The organism is Microbulbifer maximicatervae (SeqCode), assembly GCF_052468155.1.
In genome coordinates, this window is record NZ_CP174335.1 from 4,945,001 (window position 1) to 4,968,371 (window position 23,371).

20 protein-coding genes (1 of these 20 only partly in view) are annotated in these 23,371 nt (G+C 49.1%); 5 read left to right on the forward strand and 15 right to left on the reverse strand.

Annotated elements, in window-relative coordinates; translation table 11 throughout:
* The 10 genes from ACJJIY_RS21280 to ACJJIY_RS21325 all read right to left on the reverse strand — a co-directional run.
* Positions 1-1,109: the 5' portion of an aspartate kinase gene (locus ACJJIY_RS21280; RefSeq protein ID WP_413662880.1), read on the reverse strand. It extends 124 nt beyond the left edge of the window; 1,109 of the gene's 1,233 nt are visible here — the first part of the coding sequence; the start codon lies at positions 1,107-1,109; its stop codon lies off the left edge, out of view.
* 132 nt (positions 1,110-1,241) lie between these two features.
* Positions 1,242-3,851, reverse strand: a complete 2,610-nt coding sequence (gene alaS, locus ACJJIY_RS21285; protein WP_445358776.1) for an alanine--tRNA ligase — start codon at positions 3,849-3,851, stop codon at positions 1,242-1,244.
* Positions 3,852-3,923: 72 nt separating this feature from the next.
* Complete coding sequence (locus ACJJIY_RS21290) at positions 3,924-4,271, reverse strand: histidine triad nucleotide-binding protein (protein ID WP_413662882.1); 348 nt, start codon at positions 4,269-4,271, stop codon at positions 3,924-3,926.
* Positions 4,272-4,275: 4 nt separating this feature from the next.
* Complete coding sequence (locus ACJJIY_RS21295) at positions 4,276-4,461, reverse strand: Trm112 family protein (RefSeq protein WP_108734085.1); 186 nt, start codon at positions 4,459-4,461, stop codon at positions 4,276-4,278.
* 139 nt (positions 4,462-4,600) lie between these two features.
* Complete coding sequence (locus tag ACJJIY_RS21300; protein WP_445358777.1) at positions 4,601-5,434, reverse strand: alpha/beta hydrolase; 834 nt, start codon at positions 5,432-5,434, stop codon at positions 4,601-4,603.
* 39 nt (positions 5,435-5,473) lie between these two features.
* Complete coding sequence (locus ACJJIY_RS21305; protein ID WP_444933884.1) at positions 5,474-6,484, reverse strand: class I fructose-bisphosphate aldolase; 1,011 nt, start codon at positions 6,482-6,484, stop codon at positions 5,474-5,476.
* 48 nt (positions 6,485-6,532) lie between these two features.
* Positions 6,533-8,011, reverse strand: a complete 1,479-nt coding sequence (glpK, locus tag ACJJIY_RS21310; protein ID WP_444896478.1) for a glycerol kinase GlpK — start codon at positions 8,009-8,011, stop codon at positions 6,533-6,535.
* 99 nt (positions 8,012-8,110) lie between these two features.
* Entirely contained in the window at positions 8,111-8,596 is a 486-nt protein-coding gene (locus ACJJIY_RS21315) for a regulatory protein RecX (RefSeq protein WP_413662886.1), read from the reverse strand.
* Positions 8,597-9,631, reverse strand: coding sequence for a recombinase RecA (gene recA / locus ACJJIY_RS21320; RefSeq protein ID WP_108735301.1), 1,035 nt, complete (start codon positions 9,629-9,631; stop codon positions 8,597-8,599).
* A gap of 174 nt (positions 9,632-9,805) precedes the next feature.
* Complete coding sequence (locus ACJJIY_RS21325; protein WP_413662887.1) at positions 9,806-10,318, reverse strand: CinA family protein; 513 nt, start codon at positions 10,316-10,318, stop codon at positions 9,806-9,808.
* 709 nt (positions 10,319-11,027) lie between these two features.
* Here ACJJIY_RS21325 and ACJJIY_RS21330 point away from each other — a divergent pair.
* From ACJJIY_RS21330 to ACJJIY_RS21340, 3 genes are all read left to right on the forward strand, one after another.
* Positions 11,028-13,061, forward strand: coding sequence for a glycoside hydrolase family 16 protein (locus ACJJIY_RS21330; RefSeq protein WP_445358778.1), 2,034 nt, complete (start codon positions 11,028-11,030; stop codon positions 13,059-13,061).
* 518 nt (positions 13,062-13,579) lie between these two features.
* Positions 13,580-14,527, forward strand: a complete 948-nt coding sequence (locus ACJJIY_RS21335) for a glycoside hydrolase family 16 protein (protein ID WP_445358779.1) — start codon at positions 13,580-13,582, stop codon at positions 14,525-14,527.
* Positions 14,412-16,313 (forward strand): discoidin domain-containing protein, encoded by a 1,902-nt coding sequence (locus ACJJIY_RS21340; RefSeq protein WP_445358780.1) that lies wholly within the window; start codon positions 14,412-14,414, stop codon positions 16,311-16,313. The genes ACJJIY_RS21335 and ACJJIY_RS21340 overlap by 116 nt, the downstream gene beginning before the upstream one ends.
* A 162-nt stretch (positions 16,314-16,475) precedes the next feature.
* On the opposite strand, the gene ACJJIY_RS21345 is transcribed toward ACJJIY_RS21340, so the two are convergent.
* Entirely contained in the window at positions 16,476-16,910 is a 435-nt protein-coding gene (locus ACJJIY_RS21345) for a GNAT family N-acetyltransferase (protein ID WP_445358781.1), read from the reverse strand.
* 31 nt (positions 16,911-16,941) lie between these two features.
* On the opposite strand from ACJJIY_RS21345, the gene ACJJIY_RS21350 reads away from it, so the two are divergent.
* Positions 16,942-17,547 carry a tRNA-uridine aminocarboxypropyltransferase gene (locus tag ACJJIY_RS21350; RefSeq protein WP_445358782.1) on the forward strand — a complete coding sequence of 202 codons (606 nt, stop codon included), beginning with the start codon at positions 16,942-16,944 and terminating at the stop codon, positions 17,545-17,547.
* A gap of 42 nt (positions 17,548-17,589) precedes the next feature.
* On the opposite strand, the gene ACJJIY_RS21355 is transcribed toward ACJJIY_RS21350, so the two are convergent.
* Together ACJJIY_RS21355 and ACJJIY_RS21360 are read right to left on the reverse strand one after the other, a co-directional pair.
* On the reverse strand, positions 17,590-18,309 hold the full coding sequence (locus ACJJIY_RS21355) for a sulfite exporter TauE/SafE family protein (protein ID WP_445358783.1): 720 nt from the start codon (positions 18,307-18,309) through the stop codon (positions 17,590-17,592).
* 54 nt (positions 18,310-18,363) lie between these two features.
* Positions 18,364-19,152, reverse strand: coding sequence for a TauD/TfdA family dioxygenase (locus ACJJIY_RS21360; RefSeq protein WP_282933761.1), 789 nt, complete (start codon positions 19,150-19,152; stop codon positions 18,364-18,366).
* Between the two features lie 560 nt (positions 19,153-19,712).
* Between ACJJIY_RS21360 and ACJJIY_RS21365 the strand changes: the two genes are divergently transcribed.
* Positions 19,713-20,381, forward strand: a complete 669-nt coding sequence (locus ACJJIY_RS21365) for a FecR family protein (protein ID WP_413662894.1) — start codon at positions 19,713-19,715, stop codon at positions 20,379-20,381.
* Between the two features lie 270 nt (positions 20,382-20,651).
* Here ACJJIY_RS21365 and ACJJIY_RS21370 read toward each other — a convergent pair whose 3' ends face one another.
* Both ACJJIY_RS21370 and ACJJIY_RS21375 read right to left on the reverse strand, forming a co-directional pair.
* Complete coding sequence (locus tag ACJJIY_RS21370) at positions 20,652-22,592, reverse strand: hypothetical protein (protein ID WP_445358784.1); 1,941 nt, start codon at positions 22,590-22,592, stop codon at positions 20,652-20,654.
* Between the two features lie 225 nt (positions 22,593-22,817).
* Positions 22,818-23,327 carry a macro domain-containing protein gene (locus tag ACJJIY_RS21375; protein ID WP_445358785.1) on the reverse strand — a complete coding sequence of 170 codons (510 nt, stop codon included), beginning with the start codon at positions 23,325-23,327 and terminating at the stop codon, positions 22,818-22,820.
* Between the last annotated feature and the right edge of the window lie 44 nt (positions 23,328-23,371).

Consider the following 23,371-nt stretch of genomic DNA (forward strand, 5'->3'; position numbering starts at 1 on the left):
TTGTCTTCACCCAGGGCACTAAACATACGACTTGCCACATTTGCATGTGAACGCATACCTACGCCAACAATAGAAACCTTGGCGATCTTGTCGTCTGTGATCACCTCTCGCGCACCAAGTTCCGCAGAAACTCGCTCTAAAACATCACGAGCCTTACCTAAATCATTGCGGTGAACAGTGAAGGTGAAATCAGTCGTGCCATCGACAGCACTGATATTTTGAACAATAACGTCGACTTCGATATTTTCAGCGCCGACCGGTGCCAGGATTCGGCATGCAACCCCAGGGGTATCCGGCACTCCACGAATTGTCAGTTTTGCTTCATCGCGATTAAACGCGATACCGGATACAACTGGCTGTTCCATATCGTTATCTTCCTCATCCAGGCTAATCAGGGTTCCGTTACCCTCTTCAAAAGTTGAGAGCACGCGCAGGGGAACCTTGTATTTACCGGCGAACTCTACGGCGCGGATCTGCAGAACCTTGGAGCCAAGACTGGCCATTTCCAACATTTCTTCAAATGTGATTCGATCGAGTCTGCGTGCACTGTCGACCACTCGTGGGTCAGTGGTATAGACCCCGTCCACGTCGGTATAAATCTGGCACTCGGTAGCATCTAACGCCGCAGCTAACGCCACACCCGTCGTGTCAGACCCGCCGCGCCCAAGTGTGGTGATATTGCCGTCGTCATCCACCCCCTGAAAACCAGCCACAACTATGACTTTGCCTTCATCGAGATCGGTGCGCATTCGCTCCACATCGATACTTTGAATGCGAGCTTTGGTATGAGCATTATCCGTAAGAATTTTTACCTGCCCACCCGTGTAGGAACAGGCGTCATAGCCACGCTTCTTCAGAGCCATGCTCAAAAGGGCAATTGTGACCTGCTCTCCTGTGGAAACCAGAACATCCAATTCTCTGGGGTCTGGTTTTTCCTGGATTTGATAAGCGAGATCAATCAGGCGATTAGTTTCACCACTCATGGCAGACAAAACGACAACCATGTCATGTCCCTGAGCGCGAAACGCGGCGACTTTATCGGCCACAGCTTCAATTCGCTCAATTGAGCCAACTGAAGTCCCGCCATACTTCTGCACGAACAAACTCATAACTTACTGTGTTTCCTTAGCTCCACAATAAGTACGCTTCCTGCCCAACTCGTGCAGGCGCGCACTTAATCACCAAACCTCTGCGAAATCAACTCAACTACGAATTCAGACCACGAATTTGACAAAACTTAACTAGTTTAAGGATTGCTCAATCCAATTTGGCACTTCTTTCAGCATATTAGGGAGCGCGGACACATCGGTTCCACCACCCTGGGCCATGTCTTTTCGACCGCCACCCTTGCCGCCCAGCTTCCCGGCAGCAAAGCGCATAAGGTCACCCGCAGAAAGCCGATCTGTCAGGTCTTGGGTCACTGCGGCAACCAAAGCCACCTTTTCATCGCCCGGAGCCGCCAGCAGCACCACGCCGCTGCCCAGCTTGTTCTTCATTTGATCCGCCAAATCTCTCAGTGATTTGGGGTCAGCTCCGTCAATAGAGGTTGCCAGCAACTTAAAGCCCGCCAATTCAATAGCCTGAGTGGAAAGGTCTCCGCCAGCACCGCTGGCCAACTTGGTTTTTAACTGGGCAATCTCTTTTTCCAGCTTTCGATTGTTAAGCAGCAGCTGTTCAACTTTGTCAGCCAAGGAGTCCGGACGCGCCTTAAGCAGAGTCGCTACATGCTCCAGACGCTGCTGTGCCTGATCGAACAGAGACATTGCGTGAGCGCCAGTAACCGCTTCGATTCGACGCTGGCCGGAAGCAATGCCGCTTTCCCCAACAATGCGAATCAAACCGATATCACCGGTGCGCTTCACGTGAGTACCGCCACACAACTCAACGGAAAAAGCCTTGTCATCGGATTTGCCCATGGAAAGTACACGTACAGTATCGCCGTACTTTTCGCCAAATAGAGCCATAGCGCCCATCGCTTTTGCAGACTCAATATCGGTTTCGTGAGTTTCAACTGGGGTATTTGCGCGAATTTGGCTATTAACCAGGGATTCAATCGCGTGCAGTTGCTTTGCCGTTACGGCTTCGGGGTGGGAGAAGTCAAAGCGCAGGCGCTCGGAGTCCACCAGGGAGCCCTTCTGGATGACATGCTCGCCCAGCACTTTGCGCAAGGCGGCATGTAATAGATGGGTTGCAGAGTGATTCAGGGCGGTGGATTGACGAACATCTGCTGATACGACTGCCTCAAGGGTTTCGCCCACAGCGATACTTCCCTTCAACAACTTACCAGTATGCAAATGATGCGCGCTCTGCTTGGTGCAGTCGCGCACTTCAAAGCGGGCATCACCGGAACTCAAATAGCCACTATCACCTACCTGACCACCGGACTCTGCGTAGAAGGGAGTCCGATCCAGAACAATTGCACCCTCTTCACCTTCTTCCAAGCGTTCAACCTGCTCACCACCTTTAACGATGGCCAACACTTTGCCTGTTGCCTCGGTCGCGTTGTAACCGAGAAACTCTGTAGCCCCTTCCAGTTCGAGGACATCGGTATAGTCCTGTTTAAATTTACCGGCAGCGCGAGCTCTCTGGCGCTGGGCTTCCATAGCAGCTTCATATCCATCCATATCCAGGGATAGACCGCGCTCACGGGCAATATCCTGGGTTAAGTCTGTCGGGAAGCCGTAAGTATCATGCAGAGTAAATACCAACTCACCGGGGATCTCACTGCCTTCGAGGGAAGCCAGGGCATCTTCTAGCAGCGCCATTCCCTTATCCAGAGTCTTCGCAAACTGCTCTTCCTCTTTGCGCAGCGCATTCTCAATCACCTGCTGCTTTTCACGCAGCTCCGGGTATGCGTCACCCATCTGCTCGGCGAGCGCCTCTACCAGCTTGTAGAAGAAGATATCTTTGTGCCCAAGTTTGTGACCATGGCGCACTGCGCGGCGAATAATGCGGCGAAGTACAAATCCACGGCCTTCGTTGGAAGGCATTACGCCATCGGCAATCAAGAATGAACAAGAGCGGATATGGTCGGCGATCACTCGCAGGGATTTCTCTTCCAGGTCGCTGCAGCCAACCACTTCTCCCGCCGCCTTCAGCAGCGCTTGGAACAAGTCAATTTCATAATTGGAGTGTACTCCCTGCATTACAGCGGCAATACGCTCCAGCCCCATGCCGGTATCCACTGAGGGCTTGGGCAGTGGGTGCAGTTCACCATCAGCGGTGCGCTCATACTGCATAAATACCAGGTTCCAGATCTCGATATAGCGATCAAGGTCGTCATTATCGGAACCGGGAGGACCGCCGGGCACATCGGCACCGTGATCGTAGAAAATCTCAGAACTTGGACCGCAGGGCCCAGTATCACCCATCTGCCAGAAGTTATCCTCGTCGAGACGGGAGAAGCGCTCGGCACTCACTCCCATTTCCTTCAGCCAAATATCAGCGGCTTCATCATCGCTGATATGTACGGTTACCCAAAGACGCTCCTCTGGCAAATTCAATACTTTGGTCAGGAACTCCCAGGCAAAGCGAATCGCTTCGCGCTTGAAGTAGTCGCCGAAGCTAAAGTTACCGAGCATTTCAAAAAACGTGTGGTGCCGTGCGGTGTAACCGACATTTTCGAGGTCGTTATGCTTGCCTCCTGCACGCACACAGCGCTGTGAACTGGTGGCGCGATTGTAGGAACGCTTTTCCTGCCCCAGGAAGGTGTCCTTAAACTGCACCATGCCGGCATTGGTGAATAACAGCGTCGGGTCATTGCCCGGAACCAGGGAGCTGGAGGGCACAATAGCATGGCCCTGCTCAGCAAAATAATTCAGAAAGGCGTCGCGAATCTGTGCGCTTTTCATCCGGCGTAATTCCACTTCGTTAGTTGAGTTTTATTTGATTGGCGTCAGTGACACGGTGTCACTTCTGTTCTACTACTGTGCCAGCCCTTGTTCGGGCATTCTTTTTTGGGCAAGCAGGTGAACATGCAGGTGAAATACGGTTTGACCTGCGCTTCGACCGTTATTAACTACCAGTCGATAGCCCTCGAGCCCCAGCTTGCGCCCCAGTTCTGCCGCCAGCCACATAAGGTGGCCGAGCAGGGATTTATCTTCAGCCTGAGCAGCGGATAAATTCACTAGGGGTTTGCGTGGGATAATGAGGAGATGGGTCGGCGCTTGTGGCGCGCGATCCTCAATAACGACACATTGGTCGTCCTCGTAGATCATCTCAGCAGGGATATCTCCCGAGATAATTTGACTGAAAACGCTGGGTTCACCCATTGGTTTACTTTTCCAGCTTCTCCTCGGCTGTCAGCTGCCGCGCTTCAGATTCCAGCATTACCGGTATACCGTCTCGCACCGGATAGGCTAGACCACTGGCCTTGCAGACCAGCTCCTGTGTGTCCTCCCGGTATTCAAGCGGCGCTTTACTCACCGGACATACCAACAGGCTCAGCAACTTTTTATCCATGTTCCACCCCACTATTTTCCCTCGGTAATACTTCCGATGGGCAAAAATGACCGCGTATCATACAATGCTTCATACGCTTTTACACGGTATTCGCCATAGCTTCTGCTGCGCCACCTGCTGGCTTTGCGCTTTTTTACCCTTATACGACAGAAGCAGTCTCTACTGAAACAGAATTGAGATGGCTAAGTAACAACTCCCGGGCTAAACGCCCCTCCTCTATTTCATTAAATACCTCGTGGTAAGACCTTGAGAAACAGTGCAACTGCTTGTTTTTTGACCCCATCTGTCCAAACCACTTGCGGCTGAGTTCCACATCGACAATATGGTCTGATTCCGGCAATAACAGAAGGCAAGGCATGGATATCCCATCCAACCGGCCAGATAAAAACTCCCGCTCCTGCAAAAAAGTCTTAAACCAGCGCAGAGAGATGCTGTGATGCACAAGTTCATCACTGACATACCGCTTGACCACATCCGGACTACGAGATATCCACTGACTATTTATCTGGCTGGAAAGAGCCAACCCCGGAAACCAGCGAGCCAAAAATAGCGCGAGCCATAACAGAAGGCCTTTTGGCTCACTTTTGCCGCGAAAGCCCGGTGCGGAAAGATTTAAACTGTCGACAGACTTATATCGAATAGCACAGCCACAGGCGATAACAGCTCCCATACTGTGGCCAAGAAGATGTATCCCAAGTCCGGAGTTTCCACTTTTTACCAAGGAGATAAATTCATTTAGATCCTCACTATAAAGTGCAAAATCCTCAATATCCCCACGCTTCCCATCCGACAATCCGTGGCCATAATGGTCTAGGGCATAAACACTGTACCCTGCTCGATTGAGGTCCTCCGCCAGCTCACCGTAACGCCCACTGTGCTCTCCCAACCCGTGGGATATAACTACTACACCCACGGCTTCTTCTACCCACCAGCGCCGGTAATACAGCGTCACTCCCCTGGTGACAAACTCCATTGCAATTTCCTTATTGATTATTATTTTGCTAGCTAATCGCTATTCCAGGGTTTCGCGGTACCTGCCCAGCATGGCCAAATGATTCATGCGGGACCGTTTAAGTAGCGCTTCCTGGGCTGCTTCAACATTCTCCGGGCGCCCCTGCCAAGCAGCGAGTGCTGGCTCTTGTAGTGCGCGCCCATAGGAAAAGCTCAACTGCCAGGGGCCACCACCTTGCTGATTCATTGCATTGAGATTGGCCGTGGCCTCTTCTGGTCCCTGCCCCCCGGAAAGAAAATTAATTCCCGGCACTGCTGCGGGGACCGTTCGCCGCAAGCTGCGCAGGGTGTATTCGGCCACCTGCTCAGGATCAGCCGTTTCCGCCTCCGCACCTGGGGTTACCATACTGGGCTTGAGCAACATCAGTTCCAGTATTACCCCGTGCTGGTGGAGGGCGTGGAACACATAGTGCCAAACCCGCTCATTTACCGCCGCACTGCGCTCTATATCGTGCTCACCGTCCATCAGAACCTCTGGCTCGACAATAGGAACCACCCCTTCGGCCTGGCATACCGCTGCATAGCGGGCCAACATCTCAGCATTTGCGGTAAGCCCCAGGCGCGTGGGGTTGTGATGGCCAATAGGATAGACTTCACGCCACTTGGCGAAGCGAGCTCCTTGCTTTTTATATTGCTGCAAGCGCTCAGACAACCCGTCCAGCCCGTAGGTGATCATATCCCCAGGCGCTCCAGGCAGCGGGCCCTTGCCCTTATCCACCTTAATGCCCGGCACTATCCCTTGTAACGCAGCGACTTGGGGCAAGGGCTGGCCCTCAGTATCTTTTTGCCCCAGAGTTTCCTCGAACAAAATAACGCCACTGATACATTCACCCAACCCCTTACAGGACAGCAGCGCAGCACGGTAGTCGCGCCGGTTTTTCTCAGTGGAATCCACTCCAATCGTGGCAAAGCGCTTTGCAATAGTGCCGCCACTCTCATCGGCAGCCAGGATGCCTCTTTGACCATCGACCAATGTTGCTACAGTTTCCTCCAGCATATCGATATGTGACATCTCTACCCCTCCCTTAGGTTATTACGCTAAGAGGATAGGCGGTCCAGCCTAAAAAGCTTTACAGGCTTTTACCGCCCTCCGCCAACCAGCCAACAACTGCTCCCTCTCCGCCTGAGTCATTGCCGGCATAAAGTCCCGTTCAATTTCCTGCAAACACTCCGGTAATTCCCTTGGTCGCCAAGTTCCACTGCCAATACCAGCCAGCAACGCAGCACCAATAGCCGTCGATTCAATCTGCTGGGGCCGTTCAACACGCAAAGAGGAAATGTCCGCCTGGAATTGCATCAGGAAATTATTCGCGCAAGCACCCCCATCCACACGCATATGGGTAATCGGCAAGCCCAGGGCCTGCTCCATCAAGCGGGCCAGCTCATCACTCTGGTAAGCTATAGATTCCAAAGTGGCACGCACCACCTCAGCTCGACCAGCCCCCCGACTCAAGCCGCAAATAGTCCCCCGTGCCGATGGGTCCCAGTGCGGCGCACCCAGCCCACTAAATGCAGGCACAAGATAAACGCCGCGGGTATGAGGAATACTCTGGGCGATAATTTCGGTATCCACCGCCTGCTGGATCATTCCCATCTCGTCCCGCAACCACTGTATAGCGGAGCCCGCTGTGAAAACTGAACCCTCTACGGCATAGGCCGGATTACCCTGGGCATCACAGGCCACTGTAGCCAGCAACCCCTGGGGTAGCTCCGGGCGATCCTCGCCGGCAAAAGCCAGCATAAAGCAGCCAGTTCCGTAGGTGTTTTTTATACTACCGGGCTCGGTACAACCCTGGCCAAACAGTGCTGCCTGCTGATCCCCGGCAACACCACAAATCGGAGCCGATGTGCCGAGAAAAGCGTGGGGGTCTGTATCGGTAAAGTGGCCAGCCGACGGTAGAATTCTGGGAAGAATGGATTCAGGGCACTGGAAAAAATCCAGCAGCTCACTATCCCAGGCTTTATCTTTTATGTTGTACAGGAGGGTACGACTGGCATTGGTGTGATCGGTGAGATGGGCTTTGCCACCGCTCATTTTCCAGATCAACCAGCTATCTACGGTGCCGAAACACAGGTCGCCATTTTGAGCTCGGGTTAGTAAATCCGGGTTACGGCGGAACAGCCAAGTCAACTTACTTGCGGAAAAGTAAGCATCCAGCAATAGGCCACTGCGCTCTCGCAACCAATCAGACCTGCCGAGTTCCCCCAACTCCCGGCATACCTCCGCCGAGCGCCGGCACTGCCACACAATCGCAGGAAAAACCGGCTCGCCGGTATACCTATCCCAGACGATCGTGGTCTCGCGCTGGTTAGTAATTCCCACTGCGGTGATATCCGACGCGCGAACACCAGCGCGCTGGAGTGCTGCGGCACAGACCCGGAGAGTTACCGACCAAATCTCTTCCGCATCCTGCTCAACCCAGCCAGGCTGGGGATAACGATTGGGAATTTCCGAGTAACTGCGACCAATCAGGTGGCCCTTACTATCGAAGATAAAAGCTGTGGTACCAGTGGTGCCCTGGTCAATAGACAGGATCATAGGGTTCTCGCGCTTATTCTTTTAGTCTCTTTCTGTACCTGAAAAATGGCCGAAACCTATCGACCAGTCATTCAGGTAGTAGTCAGAGTATAAGCCCGATTAATTGCCGTCCAGCGCCCAGCTAATCGCGTCCGTGGGGAAGCCCCGGTAAGCCAGGTATCGCTGGCGCCGCGCTCGCTCCTTCATCCACTGATCACGTGGAAGCTCTGCGCTCATAGGGGCCCGGTATTTTCTCTGAAGCATTTCCGCAGCTAACTCAAACCAATCCACTTCCAACTGATCAAGCGCCTGGGCAATTAGTTCACCGCGCACGCCGCGCTGCTGTAGCTCCTGGCGAATACGCATCGGCCCCTGACCGCGCTGGACACGGGAGCGGGCAAAAACTTCGGCAAAGCGTTGATCGGATTGATAGTTGAGTTCGTGTAGGCGCTCAAAAAGCGTGTCGAAATCGGCGCTGGGGAATTTTGCCGCGAGCTTTTGCCTCAATTCATGGCGGGAGTGCTCGCGGCGGGTCAACAGCTCAAGCGCCGCGCTGAAAAGCGCTTGAGCTGGATCAACGGAAAAATCCGCTTTTGAGTACGGCATTTACTCTTCCGGTAATTCCGCAGCCTCTTCAGGGGTCGCAGGCACTAAATCACCGAGCAGCTGCGCACGCAACTGACCTTCAATCTCGTTGCGAATGTCGGGGTTATCGCGCAGGAACTTGGTAGCGTTCGCCTTGCCCTGGCCAATCTTGTCGCCCTTGTAGCTGTACCAAGCCCCAGCTTTATCCACCAGTCCCATCTTCACGCCGTAATCGACGATTTCACCAATCATGTTAATGCCTTCGCCATACATGATCTGGAACTCGGTCTGCTTAAACGGAGGAGCTACCTTGTTCTTAACCACTTTCACTCGGGTTTCGTTACCCACCACCTCATCGCCATCTTTAACGGAGCCGATACGACGGATATCCAAGCGTACAGAAGAGTAGAACTTGAGGGCATTACCACCAGTGGTGGTTTCAGGGCTGCCGAACATAACACCGATCTTCATGCGGATCTGGTTGATAAAAATCGCCAGGGTGTTGGTGTTCTTGATATTACCAGTGAGCTTACGCAGAGCCTGGGACATCAAACGAGCCTGCAAGCCCACGTGGGAATCACCCATCTCACCTTCGATCTCAGCGCGCGGGGTCAGGGCCGCAACGGAGTCAACTACCAGCACATCAACGGCACCGGAGCGCACTAGCATATCGGCAACTTCCAGAGCCTGCTCACCGGTATCCGGCTGGGATACGATCAACTCATCGACGTTGACACCCAGTTTTTCAGCATAGATAGGGTCGAGGGCGTGCTCAGCATCCACGAAAGCACAAGTACCACCATTGCGCTGGGCCTCGGCAATCACCTGCAAGGTGAGGGTGGTTTTACCGGAGGATTCTGGTCCATAGATTTCAACGATACGGCCACGCGGCAAGCCGCCTATACCCAGGGCCACATCCAAGCCGAGGGAGCCGGTGGAGATCGCAGGAATACGCTCGCGCTCCTTGTCTCCCATACGCATCACAGTGCCTTTACCGAACTGACGTTCAATCTGAGATAGCGCCGCTTTTAATGCCTTGTCTTTATTGGAATCCATGACCATTCCCGTATTTCTGAGCTGAATTGAGTGGTGGCAAGCTTAACGAAGGATTACTGTATAGGCAACCAGTAATTCCTCATACTGAGTACCAGCTTCAGGCTGAGCGAGCCTCGCTTCAAAAAGAAGTCTGAAGCTGGAGCAAACGAACAAAGATTGACCCGGCGGACAGGTTCAAACCGGGTGCTCACGGACAACCTTTAACATTCCCTTCAGCGCCTCAACGACCGTCTGCGATTGCACCTCTGCCCGGTTACCACTGAACAGAAAACACTTCGCATCAATCTGCACTGGCTCTTGCCCCTCCGCATGGGCCCAGGCGATCCAAACTGTACCTACCGGCTTCTCGGCAGTGCCACCATCAGGCCCTGCGATACCACTGACCGCAACGGCGAGATTGGCATCCATCATCGCCAGAACCCCACAAGCCATCTGCCGGACGACCGGCTCACTCACTGCCCCAAACTGCTTGAGATCATTGCTGTCGACACCCAGAACACCGTTCTTGATACGATTCGCATAGCTCACGATCGATCCATCAAACCAATTCGAAGCACCCGCTATAGAGGTAATAGCCGCCGCAATCGCACCACCGGTGCAAGATTCTGCCGACGTCACACGCCAATCTCTCTTTTCCAGCTCCCCGCCCAACTCTCTGGCAAGCTCAATTATCTCTCTGTATTCCACCGTTTCTTCCTATTCAACCGCTCCTGGGCCACAACCAAATATTACAGCACAGAAGTGGGCTCTTATTCTGGGTGCCGACCTGCAGCAAGCTTACAAATTCCACTTTAAGTAAGCTGCCCCATACCAAATATACAACCGCCTCTCAGTGGTGAAGCCACAACCCCTTCAAAAAATCAATCCACGCCGGCTGCACACTGGTGCCGACACCAAAAGATAAATCTCACGCTGCCGAAGCGCTCGCAAGCGGCGGCAGCACTCTAGAAAATAAAACTACCTATGGGAGCCGGGTTGCCAATTCTAATTTCCGCCGCCGGCCCACCTTCAAATTAGAATTTAAATTTTAAAAGGGGCCTTAATTCAGCAAATAATTTCAAGCGGGCAATCCAATAAGCAACAGCCAATTTAAAAATAAAAACGTAAACAATGTAAAAACACATTAATACGCACTGGCTGATTCTAATTTTGAAGCAGAAAAATTTTGTATATGCGATAAGTTGGACCAGTCTCACGATAAAGGGCCCGGGCTTTCCCTATGCAACAATCGGCTTTTTGTTAGTCTGTTACTGCTGTACTGAATATATAAATATCACAATAAAAAAGCAGATAAATCCCCAAGCCCAACAAGCATTAATCATCGTGGCAGATCACCGCCATTATAAAAATACAATGAAGTTGGCACCCCCATAGATAATTAAAGAAAGACAAAATCATGAATTTAAAAAAATCAGCGATCGCGGCTGCTATTGTAGGCGCTTGTGTGTCCTCACTTGCCAATTCAAAAACTTTGGTCTGGGAAGATAATTTCGACGGCGACAGTATTGATAAGTCCGTTTGGACTTACGATGTGGGCAACTCAGGCTGGGGTAACAATGAGCTGCAAACCTACACCGATGATAGCGCCAATGCCTATGTTGAAGATGGCAACCTTATTATTCAAGCACTGCAAAACGACGACGGCAGTTTTACTTCCGCCCGCCTGAAATCCCTGGGTCGTATGACTTATAAATACGGCACCATTGAAGCCCGCATTAAATTACCTGACCTGGATGCCGGATTGTGGCCTGCCTTCTGGCAGCTGGGTGGCGACTACGGCCAAGTGGGCTGGCCCGCTTGCGGCGAACTGGATATTCTCGAGGCGGGCATGGCCGACGCTCTCAGTGCCGGCACGGTCAACTCGGAAGTTTCCGGCGCTTTCCATTGGTGGCATGAATCCGATGACTACACAGGCCAGGCGGACTACGGTCAATCGAAAAACCTTATTGATGACTTCGGCTCCAGCACTGACCTCACTGAGGACTACCATATTTTCGGTATGACCTGGACACCGGATAGCATCGTCATGTGGGTCGACGACGAAGCCAATGAAATTATTAGCATCGGCAGTGAAGACCCCGCATTTGACGAGTTCCGTCAACACCACTTCCTGATCCTGAACTTAGCGGTAGGTGGCGTCTTCCCAGAGATTTACGCTAACAGTGAAATCACCGCACCGATGCCCGCCAAAATGTATGTGGACTATGTTCGCATCTACGATAACGACGAAAGCAGCTACAGCACAGAAATCTCCCTGGCTGAAGACACCGCCAAAACAGGTGATATCGGCGTATTTTCCGAGGGCAGCAACCTCTCCGAATCCTTGGAGCTTGGCACCGATACCGAGCTGTATGTCTGGAACCAAAACAGCATGTCAGCTACTGTCAGCGCCGAAGCTGCCGAGGGTGATGAAGCCCTGGAGTTTGATATTACCGCTGGTGAATGGTTCGGCATGGGCTTCTGGATGCACTATGACCTAAACCTAATGAACTACGAAAACGGTCATCTCAATTTCAAAATGAAAACCACCAGCAGCCAGACTATCGGCATTGGTATTTCCAGTACTGGTGGCGGAGATGCCTGGGTAGATCTGGTGGATGGTGATGATACCTACGGCCTGGAGCGCGATGGCGAATGGCATCAGGTCAGTATCCCCCTGAGCAAACTGGGAGTGGACTTCAACACTATCAGTCAGGCGTTTATGATTCGAGGTGATGCCGCCTCTGAAGATTTTGTTCTGTCCATTGACGATATCTACTTTAGCGAAAGTGTTGAGAAAACAGCCCCGACCGGTGTCTTTTCTCTCTACACCGAAACTACAGAGGCCAATTCAACTTTCACACTGGGAACTGATGGCAACCTGTATATTTGGGGCGATACCCTGCTGGAGGCCACTCAAACCCCATTCGAAGGTGAAGAATCCCTCTCCTATTACTCCTCCGGGGCCGGCTGGTTTGGAATGGCATTTACTGCCGACAGCTACTACGATCTATCCGCTTTCGATAATGATACTGCAACGCTGAATTTCGCCCTGAAAACCAGCTCAGAAACCACCTTTAAGATTGGCATGAAGAGCGGTAGCGTCAGCGATATTGGCCAGCAGTGGATTGAATTTGCCAGCGGCTCCGATCCTTATGAATTCGCGCGGGATGGCGAGTGGCACCAGATATCAATCCCCGTTACTGATTTCAGTAACGAGGTAGATATGTCAAATGTTATTCAGTTATTTGAACTACTGGGCGTCGATGGAGATATCAGCGATATTGAAATTGACGATATCTATTTCTCCGGCGGAAGCTCAGACAGCGATAGTAATGACAACTGTCGCCCACACTCCCATAAGTGCCACCCTCATCATAAAAGGCACAAGCATCACCATGGAAACTGCACCCCACCTGCACGATGCGCACAGGGACCCCGTAGACATTAAAAATACAAGGGCGCCGCTAAATAGCAGCGCCTTTTTCTTTTTTACGCCACCCAATTTTTTCACCAGCATCAAAGCCCGCCCTGTCTGCCAGCAGATATTATCTTTTAAAGATATGATCCTGTGTGAGGGGAAGCACAACAACAATAAATCCAGATTAAATTTGCTTGCACTTTTGCCCAACACAGAAAGATCAAAAACAGAATTCCCGCACAAAACACTTGCAAACAAAAACACAAAAAGGAATTTATTTTTTTGTAAAAAAATTACAAGAAAATAATTTTTCAAGTGTATGCGACAAGCAGGACTACAACTACGATAAGGGGGCCAGATTCGCTTTCCTGTGGAACAATCGTTTTGCTAGGCTTTGCCCGTGACCAGCGCCTGTTTTTCGCGTGAATTTTAGGCAATTACAATTTAAGTAATCTGCATTCATTAAATCCACAAGTAACATTTGACTGAGTCACACCATTCCTATCAGGCATTTTATTCTTATAAATAATTAACAACGAAAGAAAATTATGATTATTAAAAAATCAGCGATAGCCGCAGCTATTGTCGGCACCTTTGTGTCCTCAATAGCCAATGCAAAAACTTTGGTCTGGGAAGATAATTTTGACGGAGACACTATCGACACTTCCGTCTGGACCTACGATGTTGGCAACTCCGGCTGGGGTAACAACGAGTTACAAAATTACACCGATGATAGCGACAACGCTTATGTCAAAGACGGCAACCTGATTATTCAGGCCGTACAGGAAAGCGACGGCAGCTTTACTTCTGCTCGCCTAAAGTCTCTCGGGCGCCTGTCCTATAAATACGGAACCATTGAAGCTCGCATTAAATTACCGGATTTGGACGCGGGACTATGGCCAGCATTCTGGCAACTGGGCAGCGATTACGGTCAAGCCGGCTGGCCTGCCTGTGGCGAACTGGATATTCTCGAAGCGGGTATGGCCGAAGCGCTAGAAGCCGGCGTCGTAAATTCTGAAATTTCCGGAGCCTTCCACTGGTGGCACGAGTCCGATGACTACACCGGGCAGGCAGATTATGGTGTATCGCAAAATCTGGTTGAGGACTTCGGCTCCAGCTCCGACCTCACTGAGGATTACCATATCTTCGGCATGACCTGGACGCCCGATAGCATCGTTATGTGGGTGGACGACGAATCCAACCAAATCGCAGCTTTGACGGATACCAGTGATTCCGCCTTCGATGAATTTCGCCAGCATAACTTTTTAATTCTCAACCTAGCAGTAGGCGGCATCTTCCCGCAGATCTATGACAACAGCGAGATCACTGCCCCAATGCCCGCCAAGATGTATGTTGACTACGTACGTATCTACGACAACGATGACAGCAGCTACAGCACCGAGCTTCTCCCTGGCTGCCGATACCGCAAAAAGCGGCAACCTGGGCGTGTTCGGGGACAGCAGCGATATTTCCGAATCCCTGACGTTTGGAACTGATATCGAGCTCTACGTCTGGAACAATATGGAAAGCCAATCCAGCGTCGACGAGAGTGATGCCCTGGAGTTCCAAATCGATACCGGCGAATGGTATGGCATGGGTGTATGGATGCACTACGACCTGAATTTGATGAACTATCAAAATGGTCACCTGAACTTCCGCATGAAAACCACTAGCGAAGAGACTATCGGCATCGGTATCAACAGTACCAGCGGTGGTGAGTCCTGGGTGGACCTGAGCGTAGAAGGCGATACTTTTGGCCTGGAACGGGATGGGCAATGGCACGAGGTGAGTATCCCCCTGAGCAAATTTGGGGTGGACTACAACACCATTAGCCAGGCATTTATGGTACGCGGCGATGGACCGTCAGAAGCCTTTACCCTTTCCATTGACGATATTTACTTTAGTGAGAGCGTCGAAAAAACCACGCCAAGCGGCACCTTCTCCCTATACAGTGAAAACACCGAGGCCGACTCCAGTTTCGAACTGGGTACTGATGGCAATCTTTATATCTGGGGCGAAACCCTGATCGAGACTTCTCCTTCCCCCTACGAAGGCTCTGAATCCCTGTCCTACACCTCAGCAGGTGCTGGCTGGTTTGGTATGGCTTTCACTTCTGACTATTACTACGACATGTCAGCCTTCGACAACGATACCGCCACGCTCAATTTTGCTTTGAAAAGCAGCTCCACCACGACCTTTAAGATCGGCATGAAGAGCGGCAGCATTGACGATGTAGAACAAAAGTGGATTGACTTTGCCAATGGCGCCGATCCCTACGGTTTCGCACGGGATGGCCAGTGGCACCAGATCTCTATCCCCGTAAGCGACTTCAGTGACGAAGTAGACATGTCTAACGTGGTTCAACTATTCGAGCTTCTAGGCGTAGATGGAGAAATCAGCGATATCGAGATCGACAATATCTACTTCTCCGGTGGTATTGGCGGCAACGATGACTCCGGTGACGATTCCGATAGTGGAGGCGACGAGGACGACAGCGAAGACTCTGGCGATAGCGGTGAAGCTGGCAGCCAGGACCTGATTGCACAGGCTACCGTCACCGCCAGCAACGAAATCCAGCCCATCGCAAATGCAGTTGATGGCAACAGCAGCACCCGCTGGGAAAGCGCCCATGGCGGTGACTCCGTATGGGTACTACTGGACCTGGGTGAGGCAGAAGCTCTGAACACCCTGACAATCGACTGGGAAACAGCCAACGCTGCGACCTATACGGTACAAGGCAGTAACGACACTATTTCCTGGACCACACTGGCCAACTTTAGTGGTGGTAGCGCCGGAGAGAGAACCGATGAGCACTCCCTGAGTGGAAGCTATCGATATGTGCGCCTGTACTTCACTGAGCGCAGCACAAGCTATGGCTACTCCATCTGGGAGCTGGGCTTAACTGGTGGCGACGGTCAGGCTTCAAGTATCTCTGCAACCTCTGAACTGCAAAGTGCTGAACTGGCAATCGACGGAGATAGCAATACCCGCTGGGAGAGCGCCCACGGTGTGGACAATGTCAGCCTGACTTATGACTTGGGCTCTGTACAGTCCATTGGCACCCTCAATATCGACTGGGAAACTGCCAATGCGGCTGCCTACACTCTGCTCGGCAGTACCGATGGTAGCAACTGGACAACTGTTGAGTCATTTTCCGGAATGGGAACCGGTGAACGCACCGACGCAATCACCGTAGAGGGAAACTACCGTTACCTGAAGATTGACTGCACCGAACGCAATACCGTGTACGGCTACTCCATTTGGGAGATTAGTACTTACTAATAGCAGCTGGTAGTAGCAACTCGGGCAGCACTTTTACAGTGCTGCCCTACCTATAATCTGCCCCCGAAAGAACTAAAATTCCAAAGCTAGAGGTGCTACACACCTTTGCACAGTAATTCTTTCTAATTCAAAGCCAACCTGAAAATAATAACCTTCCCAAGGCTAACGGTAGACCATCGCCAGAATCGAGCGCCCCTGCTTTACGTAACCGCGGAATAAATCCCCAACAGGGCCACTTAACTCATTCACTTCAACCCTCTCAAACCCCAAAGAGGAGTAAAAAGGCTCTAGGTGGTCGTAGGGAAATGTATAGGTGTCACTATCAAAACGTTCAGCAAGGAGCATCAACAGCTGCCTTGCAACACCCTGCCCTTGATGATCTGGTGCAACAGCAACTCCGGCCAGGAGCTTAAAGTTCTCATAGCGCCGCAAATAACCGCAGGCAATCACCTCCCCCCGTTCGCCGCGTACTATCCCGCAGTCCTCATGGCGTTTGGCTTTGCCACGAAATCCATACATGCGATAAAATTTGTTCGCTAGCGGAATCTCTATATCTGCCAGCCACTGAACACTATTAGAAGGCTGCGTTTTCGCCATAAACCTGCCCCTGTACCCCTGAAGTAGAAAAATGCCCAGAGAGACCTGTAGCACCTGCCTGCGCCCGCCTAATGTCTGCTACTGCAGTGCGTTGGTGAGCTTGGCTAATACCATAAAAGTGGTGATCATACAGCACCCACATGAAGAGAAGCACCCGTTCAATACCGGGCGTATGGCGAACCTGTGTTTAAATAACAGTGAAATGCTTATTTCTGAAACTCTTCCTAATCAACAGCTGGAAAGGCTACTCGATACACCCAGCGCTCTACTCTATCCGTCACTATCATGGCTACCCCAAACACCCCTATTAGCTGAAGAGAACAATACCCCTAGCCACCAGAATCAGCTGGAAAAGATTGAACAGCTAATTGTTATTGATGCGACTTGGAAAAAATCAAAAAAGATTCTTCACCTGAATCCCAAGCTACAACAGCTTCCAAGAGTCAATCTCAGTGGGGACTTGAAATCCAACTACGCTATTCGGAAAACCACCGTTGCGGATGGTCTGTCAACCATTGAAAGTATTGCCTTGGCTATGGCTCAGCTTGAAGATAAAAATGAGTATTCCAAGCTTCTGCAACCATTTGAAAAGATGATTAGCCTGCAACAGCAGAGCTATTCAGTAGAGCCAACTTAGGGCATTTGATAGTCACAATCAGTGAGACCTCAAGCAGAGAGCCTAAACAATTACTCCATCAGGAAATATCAAATTAGAAACCCCCTGATAGGTCAGCACGCACATAAAAATTGATAAGGCATATCGAATAATCGATCGATATCGCTCTTCATCAATCCTCGATTGAAGCTTAAATCCGATAATTAGTCCAAAATATGCAAATACGGTAATTGCAGATAGCGACATCAACTCCAAATCATCAAAACTCAAGTAAACTGAAAGTACAGAAAGCTGTATCAGCTTGCCAATCAAGAAACAAATATTGGAAATAAGGATTACTTCCTTTGATGATCTGGCAACTTCCAATAAGTAAATCATCAGTAGAGGCGCAATCGCATTAGTTGCGCCACCAATCACCCCGGCCAAGCCGCCCATAATGACAGGAAAAAGTACTGGCCGACTGGAGAATTTGGACAGATAACCCCTTAAACGATTGGAAAACAGGTAAATCAAGATTGATACCGCTAGTAACAACTTGAGAATATCCGGGTTTGCCCAGGTTAACAGCCATGTTCCGGTAAGGCTTCCAAGAGACACCAATAATATTACTAAACTATATTTAGAAAAATTAATCCTATAATCTCGGCACTTATAAAGGCTGGATATAATTACCAAAAGCGACGGCAAGATGGTTAACACCACTGCCGTTTTCAAATCATAAGCAAGTGCCAGAATAGGCGTCGCAAGCATTGGGAAACCAAATCCCAATGCTCCGTGAGCCATACCTGCTACCAAAATAAGCAACAACCCAACTATAACTATCTCTATGACCACCCGTTAAGCAACCCTCGATATAGCAGGCATATTAAAACGTATTCGTTTAAGGTGCCTTTTCCTATCCTTAATTCCTGTTCTTGCGTGAAGGTATCGTCGATTATCCAATAACAATATCTGATTATTATTCAACCTAACCTTAAACATATTATGTGGCAACGATATTTTTAGCTCCAGCTCACGTAAAGCATCAAGCTCATCTGAAGAGCAATACTCACGCTCGATAATATCATACCTGTATCTGAAACCATGGCTCTCATCAATTAAGGATGCCTCTATAAACTCAGACGACTTGCGAAACTCTTCAGGAACACGCAGTTTAAACTTACTACTTGAAAGCACCTGGAAAGTTTTATCGGAGAGGCTCTCGATTATCCTGTCAGCACAGACAAGAATATTTTCTCCGCCTCCATGCATATCAGCGTGCACAACGAAGAGACCAAAGTAGCCAGGCATCTCCGATTCAAAAGCACCGTCATTGTGCAAGAAGAATTCTCTATCACTATGAGATATAGCCAATGCCTCATCGCCTGTCTCACCACCAATCCTCACATCCCAAACCGTTCGCCCCATAGAATCATGCTCATGTACCAACCCAATGGTATTGACAATATCCTCCATCACTTCAGCAGAATCATCAGAAAATTTGAGATGGATAAGCGCAATCCCCTTTTTAAACAGGGCTATTTTGTAACTTTCATACTCTATGTCCGAACAGGACCCAAGTTCAAAGCAGCAGTAACTTGGGACTCTAAGTGGCATGGCATGCGATGAAAAATAGAGTGACGACATTTTCAGCTCCCTTGATGAACAATTCCTTTACGATTCCCACAATATGAACTTCTACCCACAAGATAAAAGGAGCAATCTTTATGCCAAATATCACATATGTACCAAACTCATACGTCTCCAACTTTAGCCCCTGATGGCGTTTAAAGCTCTTTTACATCGAAAAAGTAAGTGTTCCCGTGGAGACTCTCTGAATCGTCTATCACGAAGTAACCCAGGCCACCCTAATAAGCCCCCTGTTTATTTCACAAAAAAGCAACAATCCCCCGGTTCAGGCCAAGATAACCTACCTCCAAGCAGATAAAATTTATCGTAGTACGGTAAAACACAGCAAAATAGCTCTCTAGTCATGACCATTTAATAAAACCACAACAAATCCCCCTTAAAAAAGAAAAGAAAGCGTCGCAAGATAAGAGCCAGTATCGGAGACAAGCATGCCCTATTAATTCCCCAATCAGGTGGAATAATAAAAAGTCAGGCGCTCACAATAAAATATATAAAACGGACTAAGGTCCCACCTATAAGGACCAATTCTGCTTTCGAGCCAAGCCGAGGGGAAAAGTATGGAAGATTTAAAGACACGGGAGCCATTTAAATGCCGTTACCAAACAGCGCCCAAGGAAATATCTAAACAAACCCTCCCCGATGGCAGCCATATAAAGTTGAGTGCCACAACTAAAGTACTCGTCAATTATTCAGAGACACGCAGACGCATACGTCTATTAAATGGGGAGGCCCAAATAAGCATTTGTAAAGAGGTAACCTGGCCATTTATAGTAGAATCACGACAAGCATTGATCCGTACACATAAGGCCACTTTCAATATTGACCAGCGATATGGAATAACAGAAGTCACTGTTCTCGAAGGGAATATCACTGTCAGCCCGATAAAACAAAATAAAAATCGCGCCGAAATAAAGAAGGGTGAGATGCTCAAAGTAACTGAGCACAACACCGGTGCAATCAAAGGTTTTGAGGTTTCCAGCTATAAGGATTGGGGAAGTGGATTTACAAAGGCTGATAACATCAGATTAACAGAACTTCTAATATCGCTAAATCGCTTTACAAATACACCACTTGTGACGAGAGACCAGAACACTAGTAGACTACTTGTTAGTGGGGTTTATGACCTGAATCATATAGAAGATACCGTCCTCTGTCTGAGTAAATCTTATAACCTGAAAGTCACAAAAGAAGAGTCTCACACAGTGCTAGAGCTGCTTCCAGAATAATAACCTAGCTTGTTAAATACCAACAAAAGTGGTCTTGTGTACCTAACAATAAAGATAAAACAGTACTTTTCTGTAATTCTACCAGCAAATACGGTCAATCTTAGGGGCTCAGTATTACTAAAAATACGTAATTTGCTAGCCTAGTACCCTCAGCTGGCAAGGGGTACCAGGAATTCTCTTTCTGGTCCAGAGACTCCGAACCTTGCCAGCTTTTTTTATCACTTTCACTCAAGGTAAGTGACAGTAGAGCCAAAGAAAAGGCTGTAAATCCTACTCAACCGTGTCCTTATCCTCTTGCCTCAAATAACCAGCCGCATTTTCATCTTGAGCTAATTGTCCCTGTTCTGTCATTGGCAGAGCACGACTTTGCTGATTAATAGCATGAATATTCGAAGTGTTTTCCAAGTCTCTACTGCTTGTAATGGAGGCAATAGACTCTCTATCTTTCAAGAAACTAATTACGTCATCCCTGATTTCAGATAAGTCGCGTTCAGACTTATGCATTTCAAGTATATGCCTTGGATACTCCAAGTTTCTCATGCCAGATGCGGCAAATGTACTTGAGACAACCCTGGTTACTATCACCCAAGGCGTAATCGAACTTCTGACTAGTACATTTTCAGAACGAGTACTGTCATGTATTCCAGTGCCCGTTGAGATCTTAGATTCAGTGAATGTCCCTTCGCATTTAAAATACACCAATAGTGATTCAAACTGCATCTCAGCAAAGAAGATATGTGCCGCATTGACCAACAAGCGAGCAAATGTATTAAGAATAAATCCTATCAATAGCAGGTGAATTAGCGTCATACAGAGAGCGCCGCCTGCTGAAATATACTGTTCTAGCAGAGCTAAGCGGCCAGCTTCCTCGTCTAAGGCGCCAAACTCCTGTTTAATGGCTGTAAGAGATTCCGGCTGAAAGAAGTGAATAACATCAATCAAAGAATATGCAAGCCAAATAGCTAGCGCAGTAACAATGATATAGAGCGCATTACCTGCGAAAAGACTAATATCGCGAATCAGCTTGAATTTATCACCCAAATCAACAGGGCGAACGGTAGGTTGTACTTCCTGGATCATTTCCCCATTGAATGAACCTTTACCATCCACTTGCTCTTCAAGTTTTGGATCAAGCTCTCTGTAAATACGATTAGGCACTTCCTTATAACGACGATTTGCCATCACAAGGTTATCCAAGTTTATAAAGATTTCCTTCGGGTGAACCGATTCCTGCCAGTTATCCCTTAATTCAGAAACCTCAGTGACCGGGTTTGCAATTTCGCTTCTAAAGCGCAGCATATAGACAACAGCAAAACTACAAGCAGCGCCTACAAATATAACCCCAAGAATATACAAGAACGGGCTAAAGCTTGGTAAAGCCTCAGTCAATACACCGGACACACTGATTATTTCATCTAGGGAAGTAGTACCTTCCCCCTTAAAAGCCTCAACGCCTAAACTTAACCCCAATCCTAGCAACAGAGGCACCACAATCGAGAATAATATCGTTTTTGCAATACTTCCCCCCGTAAGGCTCGCTACACTTTTCTGGGCTTCCCGTGAAATACCTTTACTCGCAGAGTGCCATACAATCAATGTATAAAGTAAAGCGATGGCAGAGTACATCGGGAATAGCTTTTCTCCCATATCACCAGCAAAACCACTGAGACAAATAAAAGCGACAATGACATAAGAGAGCAAGACAGTTAATGTACTTACCCATGCGCCAAACTGTGCCTGAGCCATATTTCGAATGGGGTATGGCATATAAAGCAATTTAGGGAAGATACTGTGTAATACCCGAGCCAAGAAGCCCTTAGGCTCTAGAAAGGTTGGATTCTTCCGGCCAACTAACATCTCTTCTAAGCCGGAAGCGGTATAAGCCACTTCATTTTTCTCTTCTGATGCCGTACTCGTTTCAGATTTAGAATGGTTAAAAGCTAATGATACGGGATGATTTCGACCAACAAAGAAGCGCAATAAGGCCAAAATGCCGCCTGATAGAGCCCTTATACCGCCGACCAGCAGGATTGCCCCCACTACGACAAGCACCCAACCACTTACGGGGTCCGACTTCACTTGGCCAGCAGCGATAAACAGCAAGATTAGGGCAACAAGAAACTGAACTCCCCCCCTAATTGCGGTAACCCGGCCTTCTTTCTTAAAAGGGTTCTTCAGGCCCAAATCAATCGAGCCGTAATCAAACGCCATAGAGTATCCCCTTAGTACTGGTACTTATGCCTAAAGTCTTAATCTGCTAAAAGAAGATGTACTTCTCAACTCAACGCAGCTTAAGGCTTTCCTGACTATTTTTCACTCACTTTCTATAAAGATACTTGCTATGCACTAGTAAGCTAATTACAGCCCTCTATGTGTTGCATGTATTCCTGTATAATTGGGTATTCTTAAAGGCTTGGATAAGGAGTTATAGGCTGCTCATATATGGCCTGTACAACGCCTAGCCGATAAGCTATCTATACCTGTTCCCAGGCCAGGACATAGAATCGAGTTAATTCTCTCCGAGGAGTTTGATCGGTTAAATAGCTGCACAGAGTTTAAGATTGCTCGAAAAACGTAATATGCATTTAGCGTATTGGAAGCCTCTTCCGGCACTCGCATAGTTGGAGCTGATATTAAATATGGCCAATTCTCATGGGAGGTAGGTACTACTACTGCTGATCCTGCCGGAAGTTCGCAATGAAAGTCAGATTCAATCCGCTCTTCCACCTGATCCTCTACTTTAAAACCGAGCCTATCCCTAAATGGCAAATCCAACCCACCATCCATAATTCCGAAGCTATTAGCAGGGCTAACCATTACATCAGTTGACTTGGAGAAGAAATCACCCTCTATAACGTCTATAATTTCAACATCTTCGAATACTTCACTCCAATCTTTCACAAGCTCCTTGGATTTATCAATTAAATAGATTTTATCTGGCAGCATAGGCAGAACCTAATATTAAATAACACTCATATCATATTTAGAAA